This is a genomic window from Pseudomonas sp. Sample_16 (assembly GCF_004307665.1).
Taxonomy (GTDB): domain Bacteria; phylum Pseudomonadota; class Gammaproteobacteria; order Pseudomonadales; family Pseudomonadaceae; genus Aquipseudomonas.
The window spans coordinates 1-14,681 of the sequence record NZ_RCOB01000037.1; the positions used below are offsets into that span (position 1 = coordinate 1).

At 63.0% G+C, this 14,681-nt stretch carries 6 protein-coding genes; 4 read left to right on the forward strand and 2 right to left on the reverse strand.

The window, feature by feature from the left end; translation table 11 throughout:
- The first annotated feature begins 657 nt into the window (after nt 1-657).
- Entirely contained in the window at nt 658-816 is a 159-nt protein-coding gene (locus tag D8U69_RS05345; protein WP_056854808.1) for a metallothionein, read from the forward strand.
- 31 nt (nt 817-847) lie between these two features.
- Here D8U69_RS05345 and D8U69_RS05350 read toward each other — a convergent pair whose 3' ends face one another.
- Together D8U69_RS05350 and D8U69_RS05355 are read right to left on the reverse strand one after the other, a co-directional pair.
- A complete protein-coding gene (locus D8U69_RS05350) occupies nt 848-1,126 on the reverse strand; it encodes a hypothetical protein (protein ID WP_056854902.1) in 279 nt (92 codons plus the stop codon).
- A 26-nt stretch (nt 1,127-1,152) separates the two neighbouring features.
- Complete coding sequence (locus tag D8U69_RS05355; RefSeq protein WP_008152143.1) at nt 1,153-1,380, reverse strand: DUF6555 family protein; 228 nt, start codon at nt 1,378-1,380, stop codon at nt 1,153-1,155.
- 411 nt (nt 1,381-1,791) lie between these two features.
- Here D8U69_RS05355 and D8U69_RS05360 point away from each other — a divergent pair, with 411 nt between their 5' ends.
- The 3 genes from D8U69_RS05360 (at nt 1,792) to mnmH (ending at nt 14,577) form a co-directional block, all read left to right on the forward strand.
- Nucleotides 1,792-12,330, forward strand: coding sequence for an autotransporter-associated beta strand repeat-containing protein (locus D8U69_RS05360; protein ID WP_130906847.1), 10,539 nt, complete (start codon nt 1,792-1,794; stop codon nt 12,328-12,330).
- A 109-nt stretch (nt 12,331-12,439) separates the two neighbouring features.
- A complete protein-coding gene (gene selD / locus D8U69_RS05365) occupies nt 12,440-13,474 on the forward strand; it encodes a selenide, water dikinase SelD (RefSeq protein WP_056854806.1) in 1,035 nt (344 codons plus the stop codon).
- Nucleotides 13,474-14,577 carry a tRNA 2-selenouridine(34) synthase MnmH gene (mnmH, locus tag D8U69_RS05370; protein WP_130906848.1) on the forward strand — a complete coding sequence of 368 codons (1,104 nt, stop codon included), beginning with the start codon at nt 13,474-13,476 and terminating at the stop codon, nt 14,575-14,577. Before selD ends, mnmH begins: the two co-directional genes overlap by 1 nt.
- The last annotated feature ends 104 nt before the right edge of the window (nt 14,578-14,681 follow it).

Sequence of the window (14,681 nt, forward strand, 5' to 3'; positions counted from 1 at the left end):
GTGTACATATCCGTTGCTGCGGTAACGGCGGCTTAGGGTTTCGCCCTTACGGCGACTCACTTTTTTTTCAAGCGCCGGAGTGCCGGCCCAGCAAAAAAGTAAGCAAAAAAACGCTCGCCCCTGACGTACGGCCCCTCGCTAAGGCTCGGGGTACCTTCGCTCCGGCATTCATCCGGGGGCATCGCCTCCGGTCTGCTTCGCGACGACCTCCTCTCGATGTGTGCGGCTGCGCCGCACGGCGCTACGCGCCCACCCCCGGATAAACGCCTCCACTCAGCCTGCCGAGGGGGCGGGTGGATCAAGATCAAAAGCGGCAGGCGAGCTAACGCTCGGCCTGTTGAGTGGTGAGAAGCAACGGTGGTTGTATGGCGTTTTGCTTTTGCTTTTGCTCTCCTGTGGGAGCTGGTTTGCCAGCGATGGCGGCCTGCCAGCCAACCAATTTCTGCCAGATGTCCTCTGTCCCTGTGGGAGCTGGCTTGCCAGCGATGGCGGCCTGACAGCCATCCAACCTCTGGCAGATGTACTCTATCCCTGTGGGAGCTGTTTGCCGGCGATGGCGGCCGGGCCAATCATCGTGCGTGTCTCCGAGCAACTCCTACACTGGTTGGATGGGCTGTTTCTAAAGCCCTGACGACCACTGCAAAAGGAGTCAGCTCCATGACCGACGACCGTACCTGTGACTGTCCGAAATGCAACTGCAAGCTCGGCGAGCATCCGATTGTGCGTCACGGCAAGCACTATTGCTGTGAAGCCTGCGCCAAGCATCACGAACACGGCGAGGAATGCAGTCATCAAGGCTGCAAGTGCGCTCACTGACAATCGTTAGCCGTGCGCAGGAATGTGGAGCCTAATCGGGCTCCACTTCCAGTTTCAGACTGTTATCGTCCAACCGTTCACTGTGGCGAACGGTGCCGGTCAGGCGACGTCCCTCGACTCTCAATACCACGGTTTTTGCCTGTTCCAGGTCTTCGGGCAAGGGCGCCGTGATGCGCACGGCGAAGCGGTCCGGCGCATGTTCGACCTGTTCCAGGCCAACCCGGCATTCAGCGCTTTTGGTGACGCGACCGAACAGCGTATCCAGCCCGTAGTCCAGATGCGCCGGTTGGCTGATGGTTGTACCTGTCATGCCTATTCCCCCGTGCCCGCCGAGATTCAATTCGCCGGCCGCCATTTGACGTTCTCCACCCCGAATTTCTCCGCCATCGGCTTGCTGGTCTTTTGCACTTTTTCGCGGCCGAAGCGCGGGATACGCCCGACTCCCGCGTCGCAGCTCGCCCAATGCCAGGCTTCGGCGTTATCCATCTTGTCCAGACGGATAATGAACGATTTTGGGGCGCCATGAAGGGTGTACTCGATGACGAAAAGTTTTGCGTTATTCATAAAGCCCTGGATCCTCCCTGTTGTATTAGAGGGATCGCAGGCCACTCGGAAAATTCATTCGGATTGTCGGACGGTGACGATCATGAAGAGCTCCCATCCTGAATGAGCACTGGGCTTGTCGTACAAATTTACGGTTCTGTACAAGTGAAATTGCTCGCCACCGCTGCCTTGTGATCAACAGGTTTTTTGCCGGATTAACAAGCGAAACTCCAACAAAACCGACGCATTCGCCACCGATAGCACCAAAGTACTAGCACTATTTGACAACTAGCCCATCAGCGAACGTCAACTAAGGTGTTTCGGGAGTGAAACAGTTTTGGGTCGTAGCAGTTCTGACAGCACGTAACGGTTTACCGTCATTGCTATCTGCCCTTCATGGATTGAAGTGGTTTGGCCACGAAAGGAGTTCCCGTGGAAGCAAGGTTTGGCATTGCCCTGGTTTTTTCGCGTTTTTCCCCACTTTCCCTTGCTGTGCAGCTAAGCGTCGCCGGATGGCTGTTCGGCGGTGTGAGCACACCCGCGTTGGCCACCTGCTCGACAGCCGGCTCAACGGTGACCTGTACCGGCGTGCCATCCCTGCCGCTGTTTCTCAACAACTTCAGCAGTGCCACCAACGGCCTGACGATCAACGTCAACGCCGGGGCGCAGATGAACGCAACCCTCGGCGGCCATGTCATGGACCTGACCGGGGTGAACATCAGCCTGAACAACTCCGGCACGATCGACCCGGCGCTGCTGGGTCTGGTTTCGGTGTTGAGTGGCGGTGCGTTCATCGGCAGTGGTGCCACCAGTACCGTCAACGTGCTCAACAATGCTTCCGGGATCATCCGAGGCACGGGAATGCTGCTGGGGCTGAACCTGACCAGCATTGACGGCCTGGCCATCGGCGTGAACAACGCCGCTGCGGGCACTACCAGCATCACCAACAACGGCACCATTACCTCGACGGGTTTGTCGATAGGCGGCATCACCCTGGCGGATACGCCGGTGATCGGCGTCTACGGCGGCTCGCAGGTCAACATGACCAACAGCAGCACCGGCGTGATCAATGGCCGGATCGCGTTCGAGACTTCGGCGGCGGGCAACACCTTTACCAACGCCGGCGCCATCACTGGCGGCGTGTCGATGGGGGCGAGCAGCACCAACACCTTCACGGCAGTGACCGGTTCTTCGGTGCAGGTGGGTGACGGCGTTCAGATTTCGGTGGGGCTTGGCGGACTGATTGGCATCAACCTGACTTTCGCCCCGACCGGCACCGTCGATGGCGGTGCCGGCGGCACCAACCGCCTGATCCTGCAAAACCCCGTGGGTGTCGGCGGTGGCACCACCGGCGTCGGCACGGCGTCCAGCGCGACCTACGTCAACTTCAACAACCTGACCATCAACAGCGGCACCTGGACTTTGCAGGGGCCGCTGGTCAGCGGCGCGACCACGCTCAATGGCGGCGTCGCTCAATTCAACAACAACGCCACGTTTGGCAGCGGCGTGCTGACCTCCAACGGCGGGATCATTCAAGCCAGCAACGCCGGCTTGAACATCAGCAACCTGATTTCGCTGGGGGCTGGTGGCATGACCTTGCAAGGTACCAACGCCACGACGTTGAGCGGCGTGATATCGGGCAGCGGTGGCCTGACCAAGATCGGCTCCGGCCAGTTGAACTTAAGCGCCGCCAACACTTATCTGGGCAACACCACGCTCAACGGCGGCACGGTGCAGGTGAGTAACAATCAGGCGTTCAGTACCGGTACCCTCAATGTGACCGGCGCGACAACCCTGAGCGCACCCGGCACGATCAACCTGAGCAATGCCATCAGCCTCGGCGGCACATTGACGGCTGGCGGCACGGGAGCACTGACCCTCGGCGGTCTGATCAGCGGCGGTAGCGGCATTACCAAAACCGGCACTGGCAGCCTGACCCTCAGCGGTGCCAACAGCGGTTACACCGGCACCACCACGCTCAGCGCCGGCAGCCTGCTGGTGACCAACGACAATTCGTTGGGCAGCGGCGCGCTGAACACCGCCGCCGGCACCAGTCTGGACAGCACCGCCAACGTCACGTTGGCCAACAACATCGCGATGACCGGCACCCTGAATGTACTCGGCAGCAATGCCCTGACCCTGGCAGGCGTGTTGTCCGGCACCGGCGGTATCAGCAAAAGTGGCAGCGCCAGCCTGACCCTGACCGGCAACAACACCAACGCCGGCAATACCGCGCTCAATGCCGGTAGCCTGTTCGTCGGCAGCAACACCGCGCTCGGCACAGGCGCGTTGAACGCGGCGGCCGGCACGACGCTGGATGCGACCACTGCAGTGACCCTGGCCAACGCCGTAGCGCTGGCGGCGGATCTGACCATTGGTGGCACTCAGGCGCTGGGTCTGGGTGGGGTAATCAGTGGCGCCGGCAACCTGATCAAGAATGGCACGGCAGACCTGACCCTCAGCGGCAACAACAGCTTCTCCGGCGGTACCGCGCTCAATGCCGGGACTTTGATCGTCGGCAGCAACACTGCGCTGGGTACCGGCGCTTTGACCGCCGCCGCAGGCACCAGGCTCGAAGCCAGCACCACGGTCGCGCTGACCAATGCGGTGTCACTGGGCGGTGACCTGGAAGTCCGGGGCAGCGCTGACCTGACCCTCGGCGGTGTGATCAGTGGCAGTGGCGGGTTGACCAAGCGCGGTTTCGCCAACCTGATTCTCAACGGCGCCAATACCTATCTCGGCGGTACCACGCTGGCCGCCGGTACCCTCACCGTGGGCAACGCGGCGGCATTGGGTAGCGGTGCGCTGAACGTCATCGATGTATCCACGCTGGACAGCAACAGCGCCGTCAATCTGAGCAATAACGTCAACCTCAACAGCAGTACCCTGACCATCGGCGGCACCAGCGGCCTGACCCTTTCCGGTGTGATCAACGGTGCCGGCCAGTTGCTCAAGAATGGCGCGGCCAACTTGACCCTCAACAATGCCAACACCTTCAGCGGCGGTACCACGCTGAACGCCGGCAGCCTGACCGTCGGCAACGCCGCGGCATTGGGCACCGGCGCCCTGACCGTGGCCGGGGCGGGGAGCCTCAACAGCAGTTCGGCAGTGACGTTGGCCAATGCGATCACCCTCAACGCCAACCTCACCGCTGGCGGCGCCAATGCGCTGACTCTCGACGGCGTGATCAGTGGCGGCAACGGCCTGATCAAAACCGGCGCCTCGAGCCTGACCCTCAACGGCGCCAACACTTACACCGGCACCACGTCGTTGAACGCCGGCTCACTGATCGTTGGCTCCAACACCGCGCTTGGCATCGGCGCGTTGAACGCGTCGAACGGCACCACGCTGGATGCCAACACCGCAGCGACCTTGGCCAACAACGTCAATCTCGGCGGCACGCTGACTCTGGGCGGCAGCAACGCGCTGACCCTCAGTGGTGTGGTGGCTGGTATCGGTGGATTGGTCAAGAACGGCGCCGCCGACCTGATCCTCAACGGCGCTAACTCCTATTTCGGCAACACCGCGCTGAACAGCGGCAAGCTGATTGTCGGCAGCAACACCGCGCTGGGCTCCGGCACTTTGAACGCGGCGGCAGGCACCACGCTGGACACCAACACCGCCGTCAGCCTGAACAATGCGGTAGCGCTCGCGGGCGCTCTGAACGTCGGCGGCACAGCTAACTTGACCCTGACCGGTCTGGTCAGCGGCGCCGGCAGCCTGGTGAAAGACGGTGCGGCGAATCTGATTCTCAACGCGGCCAACAATTACCTCGGTGGCACCACACTCAATGCCGGTACCTTGACCGTCGGCAACAGTTCAGCATTGGGTTCCGGCGCGTTGACCGTCGCTGGCGCCGCGACACTGGACAGCAACTCGCCGCTGGTCAGCCTCAACAACGCGGTGGCCCTGAATGCCGCGCTGACCGTGGCTGGAACGCAAAACCTGACCCTCGGTGGCGTAACCAGCGGCACCGGCCAATTGATCAAGAACGGCGCGGCCAACCTGACCCTCAACGGCAACAACACTTTCAGCGGCGGCACCGCCCTCAACGCCGGTACGCTGACCCTGGGCAATGCCAATGGCCTGGGCAGTGGCGCCTTGATTGTCGGCGGCGCCGCGACGCTGGATAACAGCGCATCGTTCGGCATCGGCAACGCGATCACGTTGAACGCCGGACTGACTGTTGCGGGCAACAACGACCTGAGCCTCAACGGCATCATCGACGGCGCCGGCAGCCTGACCAAAAACGGCCTGTCGGACCTGACCCTGGCCGGCAACAACACCTTCAGCGGTGCGCTGAATATCGTTTCCGGCAGCGTCACCACGCTCAACACCAATGCGCTGGGCAATACTTCCGGCGTGAACATCAGCGCCGGCGCCGGGCTGAATCTGGGCAGCGACGCCAGCCTCGGCACGCTGACCGGCAGCGGCAGTGTGCAACTGACCGGCAGCAACACCTTGACCGTGGGCAGCGGCAACGTCACCAGCACCTTCGATGGCGATCTCAGCGGCAGCGGCGGCCTGATCAAGGTCGGCACCGGCACCTTGAACCTCACTGGCATCAACGGCATTACCGGCAACACCGCGATCAATGGCGGGGTTGTCGATCTCAGCGGTTCGCTGGCCAGTGCCCAGCTCAACGTCAACACCGGCGGTACCCTGACCGGTAGCGGTTCGGCGCTCGGTACGGTCAACGTCAACAGTGGCGGCCATCTGGCGCTGTCTTCGGGCAACCAACTGTCCGCCGGTGCACTGACCCTCGCGGCCGGCAGCAACGTTGACGTGGCGCTGGGGACACCGGCGACCACGTCGCTGATGAACGTCGGCGGCAACCTCACGCTCGACGGTAACCTCAACGTCACCGATGCCGGTGGTTTCGGCGTCGGCGTGTATCGCCTGTTCAACTACACCGGTGCCCTGACCAACCTGGGTCTTGATGTGGCCAGCGTACCGGTCGGCTACGGCCTCGGCGATCTGCTGGTGCAGACCGGCGTAGCCAATCAGATCAATATTGAAGTGTCGGCGCCTAATGCAAACATCCGCTACTGGGACGGCAGTCAGACGATTGCCAACGGCGTCGTCGATGGCGGCAGCGGCTCATGGAATGCCGTCGGCACTAACTGGACCGATGCCAACGGATTGATCAACCAGCCGTGGGCCGGCGACTTCGCGGTGTTCCAGGGCACGGCCGGCACGGTGACGGTCAACGGCACGCAACTGTTCACCGGCATGCAATTTCTCACCGACGGGTACAACCTGGTGAACGGCGCGGCGGGGCAATTGACTGCGGTGAACGGCACTGGCGGTACCACGGCGGTACGGGTCGATCCGGGCGTGACCGCCACCCTCGGCGTCAACATCGATGGCAGCGGCATTCTCAACAAGCTCGACAGCGGCACCCTGGTGCTCAACGGTGCCAACACCTACAGCGGCGGCACGCAACTGGACGGCGGCAAGATTGTGGTCGGCAGCAATACCGCGCTGGGCAGCGGTACGCTGATCGCCAACGCCGGCACACAACTCGACAGTAATACGGCCGTGACCCTTGGCAACGCCGCCACCCTTAACGGCAACCTCACCGTGGTCGGCAGCAACGCACTGACCCTCAATGGCGTGATTGGCGGCACCGGCGGGCTGATCAAGAACGGCGCCGCAAATCTGACCCTCGGCGGCAACAACGCTTTCCTCGGGCCGGTGGCCTTGAACGCAGGCGGACTGATTCTGGCATCCAACTCGGCGTTGGGTTCCGGCACCCTGAACGCCGCGGGCGGCACCACGCTGGATGCCGCCACTGCGGTATCGCTGAACAACGCGGTGAACCTGGCCGGCAACCTCGGCGTCGGCGGCACGGCGGACCTGACCCTTGCCGGCACGATCAACGGCGCTGGCAGTCTGAGCAAAAACGGCGCGGCCAACCTGACCCTCGGCGGCAATAACAACTTCCTCGGCGGCCTCACCCTCAACGCTGGCACCCTTATCGCAGGCAGCAATTCGGCGCTGGGCCTGGGCAACCTCACCGTGGCCGGCGCCTCGTCGCTGGACAGCAACGGTGCGATCAACCTGGGCAACAACGTGGTGCTCAACGCCACCCTGAGCAACGCCGGCAGCAACAACCTGACTCTCGCCGGTGTGATCAGCGGCGCCGGTGGGCTGATCAAGAACGGCGCCTACAGCCTGACCCTCAACGGCATCAACACCTACAGCGGCGGCACCACGTTGAATGCCGGAACGCTGACCCTTGGCACCGGCGCTTCACTGGGCTCCGGGGCGCTGACCGTGGCCGGCGCTTCGAGCCTCGACAACAATGCGCCGCTGGTGCTGGCCAACGACCTCAACGTCAACGCCAATTTGAGCATCGCCGGCAACCTTGGCCTGACGCTGGGCGGCGTGATCGCCGGCAGTGGCACGTTGACCAAGAACGGTCTGGCGGTCCTGACGCTCAGCGGCAACAACACCTTCAACGGTCTGATCGATGTGCAGGCCGGGAGCCTGAACACGCTTGGCAGCACTGCGCTGGGCGATAACGCCGCCGTCAACCTTGCGGTCGGCACCACGCTCAACATCGGTGATTCGACCAGCATCGGCAGCCTGACCGGTGACGGCACGGTTGGCATCGGTGACTTTGACACCCTGAGCATCGGAGGCAACAACCAGAGCAGCACCTTCGCAGGCGTCCTCAGGGACGGTATCGACAGGGGCGGGTTGACCAAACTGGGCATCGGCACATTGACACTGACCGGCAACAACACCCTCACCGGTGATACCAACGTCAATGCCGGCACCTTGCAGGTCAACGGTTCGCTGGCCAGCGACAATGTGCTGGTCAACAGCGGCGGCACCCTGGGCGGCAGCGGCACGCTCGGCGGGGCAGTGACGGTGGCCGATGGCGGTCACCTGGCCGGGGTTACCGGCAGCACACTGTCGGTGGGTTCGCTGGTATTCAATGGCAACTCCAACTTCGATGTCGGCCTCGGCACACCGGTGTCCGGTGGTGGTAACGCGCTGGTCAATGTCGGCGGCAACCTGACCCTGGACGGCACCCTCAATGTCAGCGACATCGGCGGCTTCGGCAGCGGCGTGTATCGCTTGATCAACTACACCGGAGGCTTGACCGACAACGGCCTGTTGATCGGCACGCTGCCGGGCAGCGTCACTCCGGGCGATCTGACCCTGCAAACCGCGCTGGCCAACCAGATCAACCTGCTGGTCAGCGCACCGGGCGTCACCGTGCAGTTCTGGGATGGCAATCAACTGGTGGCCAACGGTTCAGTGGATGGCGGCAGCGGCACCTGGGGCACCGGCACCACCAACTGGACCGACGTCAACGGCACCACCAATCAGGCCTGGACCAATAACTTCGCGGTGTTCCAGGGCGCTGCCGGCACCGTGACCGTCAACGGCGCGCAAACCATCACCGGCATGCAGTTCGTCACCGATGGCTACAGCCTGCAAAACGGCACGGCGGGCTCGCTGAGTCTGGTCAACGGTTCCCTGGGCAACGCTTCGGTGCGTGTCGATCCGAACGCTACAGCAACCATCGGCGTAGCGCTCAACGGCGCCGGCACCCTCGGCAAGTACGACACCGGCACCCTGGTGCTTAACGCCGCCAACGGCTACACCGGCGGCACCGCGCTCAATGGCGGCAAGATCGTGGTCGGCAACAACGCCGCCCTCGGCACAGGCGTCTTGACCGCCGCCAACGGTACGGCGCTGGACAGCAACACCGTCGTCACCCTCGGCAATGACGTAGTGCTCAATGGTGGATTGAACGTGACTGGCTCCAACGCCTTGACACTCGCCGGCGTTGTCAGCGGCAGCGGCAGCCTGATCAAGACCGGCGCTTCGAGCCTGACCCTCAACGGCAGCAACACCTACAGCGGTGGCACCCAGCTCAACGGCGGCACGCTGATCCTCGGCAACAACAGCGCCATCAGCAGCGGGGCGCTGAGTGTGCTCGGCAACGGCACCCTCGACAGCACTTCGGCACTGCAACTGGCCAACGCCATCAACCTCGGCGCGCAATTGACCCTCGCCGGCAATCAGAACACCAGCCTGATCGGTGCGATCACCGGCAGCGGCAGCCTGGTGAAAAACGGCGCGGGCGACCTGCTGCTCAGTGGCGCCAACAGCTACAGCGGCGGTACCACCCTCAACGCAGGCAGCACACGTGGCGACACCAGCAGCCTGCAAGGGGCGATCGTCAACAACGCCGCGCTGACCTTTGAGCAGAACAGCGCCGGCAGCTACACCGGCAACCTAACCGGTACGGGCACCTTGAGCAAAACCGGCAGCGGTGAATTGCTCATGACCGGCAACAACACCTTCACCGGCAACACTTCGGTGCAGGCTGGCAGGCTGCTGGTCAATGGCGTGCTCAACAGTGCCAACGTCGATGTTGCCAGCGGCGCGACCGTCGGCGGCAGCGGCCAGATCGGTGGGGCGTTGCAACTGGCCAGTGGCGCGACGCTGCTCGGTGGCGGCAGTGCGACGCCGTTGTCGGTAGGCTCGTTGGCGTTGTCCTCGGGCACGAACCTGGACTTCAGCCTTGGCTCGGCGGCCAGCTCGACGACAGTGGTCAATGTCGCCGGGGACCTGACCCTCGACGGTACGTTGAACATCAGCAATGCCGGCGGCTTCGGCACGGGCGTTTATCAACTGTTCAGCTACGGCGGCAGCCTGACCGACAACGGTCTGGTCTACGGCAGCCTGCCGGTATCGGCGGCGAACCTGAGTCTGCAAACAGCCATGGCCAATCAGATCAACCTGTTGGTGCAAGGCACGCCGGGTGAAGTGCAGTTCTGGAACGGTGGCAAAACCAACCCGGACGGCAGCATCGGTGGCGGCAGCGGCGTTTGGGGACCGGGCACCAATTGGACCGATCCGACCGGTACCCAGGCATTGGGCGCCAACGGCCAGTTCGCCGTATTCGGCGGGCAGGGCGGTACCGTCACTGTGCAAGGCAACCAAAGCTTCACCGGGTTGCAGTTCCTCGGTAGCGGTTACAGTCTGGTGCCGGCTGCTGACGGCGCACTGACGCCGGTAAACGGCGCGGATGGCAGCCTTGCTCCAGTGCGGGTGAATGCGGGGGCGACTACGGAAATTGCCGTACCGCTAATTGGCACTGGCGGCATCGAAAAGCTTGATTCCGGCACGCTGTTGCTCAGCGCTGCCAACACCTACAGCGGCGGTACTACCGTCAGTGGCGGTACGCTGATCGGCAACACCACCAGCCTGCAAGGCAACATCCTCAACTATGCGCAATTGGTGTTCCAGCAGAGTGCCAACGGCCAGTTCAACGGTGTGCTCAGCGGCACCGGTCGGCTGGCCAAGCGCGGTGCCGGGCGCTTGTTGCTCACCGGTAACCAGCCGTTCAACGGTACTGTCTCGGTGGATCAGGGCGTGCTGCAAGTCGGTAGTCTCGCAGCACGCGCGTCGCTCGGTGGACAGATCACCGTGGCCAATGGCGCCGGCCTCAGTGGTAACGGCAGCGTTGGCGCGGTGGACAACCATGGCGTTGTTGCATCCGGCGGGGCTGATGGCACTTTGAGCGTTACCGGTAACCTGACCAACGCTGCCGATGGTGTGCTGGCGCTGACGGTCAGCTCGCCGACCGCCACGCCGCTGGTGGTGGGCGGCACCGCGGTCCTCGGTGGCGGCCTGCAAGTGACCAGCCTGGCACCGTTCACCGGCAACACCACGTATTCACTGATCAGCGCTGGCGGTGGCGTCTCGGGGACCTTCAGTACCACCGATCTGCCGCAATACGCATTCCTCGACACAGCGCTGGTGTATGACGCGAATGCGGTGAACCTGGCGGTCAGTCGCAACGGCAACTCGTTTGCCGACGTGGCCGCGACCGGCAACCAGTTCAACACCGCCACGGCGTTGTCGAACAATGGCCCGGCGGGGGCGGCGTTGCAGAACGAGATCCTCAACCTCAGTGTCGCTGACGCGCGTAGCGCCTTCGACAATCTGTCCGGGGAAATCCACGCGAGTACCGCCAGCGCGATTCTCGAGGACTCACGCTACGTACGCGACGCGGTCAACGACCGTATGCGCCAGCCGTCGTGCAGCGCAGCAAACGACCCACGCAACGCCCTCGCGCCCAGCGACAATCAGTTGAGCAGCAGCGGCTGCCACGGCGAGATGGTCGGTTGGGTCCGTGCCCTGGGGGCGTGGGGTGAGTCGGATGGCGACAGCAATAGCGCGAAGCTGGATCGCAACCTCAGCGGGTTCATGCTTGGCACCGACAAGCAACTTGATGACCAGTGGCGCGCGGGGATGGCCGCCGGCTACACCCGCAGTGACCTCGATGCCCATGATCGACACTCCAGCGCCACAGTGGAGAGCTACCACCTGGCGGCGTACCTGAACTCGCAGTTCGATGCACTGGCCGTGCGCCTTGGCGCGGCTTACAGCTGGCACGACATCGAGAGCAAGCGCGACGTCAGCGTCGGTGCCTACAACGATCGACTGGAAGCCGATTACGACGCGCGCAGCGCCCAGGTGTTCGGTGAAGTCGGTTACACCGTCGAGGCGGCCGGCACAGCGCTGGAGCCGTTCGCCGGCCTCGCCTACGTCAACTACGACAGCGACAAGGCCAAGGAAAAAGGCGGGGTGGGGCGCCTGAGCGCCGATGCCGACCAGGACATCACGTTCTCCACCCTGGGCCTGCGTGCCGGCAAACGCATCACCCTGGCCAACGGCGGACAGTTCACCCCGCGTGGCGCCATTGGCTGGCGTCACGCCTTCGGTGACACCAAGCCCGACGCTGACATGACCTTCATCGACGGTGGCGCCTCGTACACCGTGCAAGGCGTGCCCATTGCCAAGGACAGTGCCGTGCTCGAAGCCGGGCTGGACTTCCAGATCAGCCCGACCGGCAAACTCGGCATCGGCTATTCGGGGCAGGTCTCTGGCGATGGCGATGATCATGCGATGACCATCAGCTTCAGCCTCGGCTTCTGATTCGCTTCTGCAATGCTTGACCGCCCGTAAGGGCGGTTTTTTTTACCTCGGCTTCACCCCTGTCGTGCTCTGCTAGAATCGGCGCCATTGACCCAACGAGGTGCCCCTGATGAGCGAGCCGATTCGCCTGACCCAGTACAGCCACGGCGCTGGCTGCGGTTGCAAGATTTCCCCACAAGTACTGGAAGTGATTCTGGCCGGCAGCGGTGCGCAGAACCTGGACCCGAAACTCTGGGTCGGCAATGCCTCGCGCGATGACGCGGCGGTCTACTCCATCGATGAAGAGCGCGGCGTGGTGTCGACCACGGATTTTTTCATGCCGATCGTCGATGACCCCTTCGATTTCGGTCGCATTGCCGCGACCAATGCCATCAGCGATATCTACGCCATGGGCGGCGATCCGTTGATGGCCATCGCGATCCTCGGCTGGCCGGTCAACGTGCTGGCACCGGAAATTGCCCGCGAAGTGATCCGCGGCGGGCGTTCGGTGTGCGATGAGGCCGGCATTCCACTGGCCGGCGGCCACTCCATCGATGCGCCGGAGCCGATCTTCGGCCTGGCGGTCACCGGGCTGGTGGAAAAACGCCACATGAAGCGTAACGACACCGCCACCGCCGGATGCTTGCTGTACCTGACCAAACCCCTGGGCATCGGCATCCTCACCACTGCCGAAAAGAAGGGCAAGTTGCGCAGCGCCGATGTCGGCCTGGCCCGTGACTGGATGTGTACGCTGAACAAGCCCGGCAGCCGCTTCGGCAAACTCGACGGCGTGACCGCGATGACCGACGTCACCGGTTTCGGCCTCCTTGGGCATCTGGTGGAAATGGCCGACGGCAGCCACCTGACCGCGCGCATCGAATACGATCGGGTACCGCGCTTGCCAGGTGTCGAGTACTACCTTGAACAGGGCTGTGTGCCAGGTGGGACCTTACGTAACTTCGACAGCTACGCCAGCAAGCTCGGACGCCTGCAGGAGTTGCACAAGCGCGTGCTGTGCGATCCGCAGACCAGCGGCGGCCTGCTGATCGCCGTCACTCCCGAAGGCAATGCCGGATTTCTCGCCGTGGCGGCCGAGCTGGGTCTGGATCTGGCGCCGATCGGTGAACTGGTCGAGCGACAGAGCTACGCGGTCGAGGTGTCTTGATGTCTGTCGACTGCACCGATTACCGCGACATATTCCTCAACGACCGGCCGATGATGGACGCCCGGGCACCGGTGGAGTTTGCCAAGGGCTCGCTCCCCGGCGTGGTCAACCTGCCACTGATGAACGATCACGAGCGGCAGCGCATCGGCACCTGTTACAAGCAACAGGGTCAGCAGGCCGCCATCGAACTGGGCCATCAACTGGTGTCCGGGGCCGTCAAGGCCGAACGTATCCAGGCCTGGGCGGCGTTCGCCCGGGCGCATCCCGATGGGCTTCTCTATTGTTTTCGTGGCGGTCTGCGTTCGCAGATCGTTCAGCAATGGCTCAAGGACGAGGCGGGTATCGATTATCCGCGGGTCGGTGGCGGCTACAAGGCCATGCGTACCTTCCTGCTGGAAACTGTCGATCAAGCCGTTGCCCAGTGTGATTTCGTATTGCTGGGTGGCATGACCGGCACCGGCAAAACCGAAGTCCTGAATCAACTGAGCAACGGCCTGGACCTTGAGGGATATGCCAATCATCGCGGTTCCAGTTTCGGCAAACGCGCCACGGGCCAGCCGTCGAATATCGACTTTGAGAATCGCCTGGCAGTGGATGTGTTGAAAAAGCGCGCTCGCGGTCATGAGCAATTCGTGCTCGAAGACGAGAGCCGCGCGGTCGGCAGTTGTGCGCTGCCATTGCCGCTGTATCAGGGGATGCAACAGTTTCCCATGGTCTGGCTCGAAGACAGTCTGTCGGGGCGGGTCGAGCGAATCCTGCGCGATTACGTGGTGGATCTGTGTGCCGAGTTCATCGCCGTACATGGCGACCAGGGCTTTACGCTGTTTTCCGAGCGTTTGCTTGAGAGCCTGAACAACGTGCAGAAGCGCCTGGGTGGCGAGCGCCATCAACGGATGCTGGTCCTGATGGAACAAGCGCTGATTGAGCAGGGGCGCAGCGGCGCGGTGGATTTGCACCGCGGTTGGATCGAAGGCTTGCTGGTCGAGTATTACGATCCGATGTACGCCTTTCAGCGCGAGAAGAAGGGCGCGCGGATCGAGTTCGCCGGGGAGCGGGGAGCGGTGATCGAGTATTTGCGTCAGCGGATGAATCAGAAGGTTTGATGGTGGGTTTACCGGCCTCATCGCTGGCAAGCCAGCTCCCACAGTGTTCTTGGTTGCTCACAACATTTGTGGTCACTGCAGCCCCCTGTGGGAGCTGGCTTGCC

Coding starts and splice junctions, on each gene's coding strand:
- D8U69_RS05355 (WP_008152143.1), bottom strand. CDS start 1,380: ATGAATAACGCAAAACTTTTCGTCATCGAGTACACCCTTCATGGCGCC.
- D8U69_RS05350 (WP_056854902.1), bottom strand. CDS start 1,126: ATGACAGGTACAACCATCAGCCAACCGGCGCATCTGGACTACGGGCTG.
- mnmH (WP_130906848.1), top strand. CDS start 13,474: ATGTCTGTCGACTGCACCGATTACCGCGACATATTCCTCAACGACCGG.
- selD (WP_056854806.1), top strand. CDS start 12,440: ATGAGCGAGCCGATTCGCCTGACCCAGTACAGCCACGGCGCTGGCTGC.
- D8U69_RS05345 (WP_056854808.1), top strand. CDS start 658: ATGACCGACGACCGTACCTGTGACTGTCCGAAATGCAACTGCAAGCTC.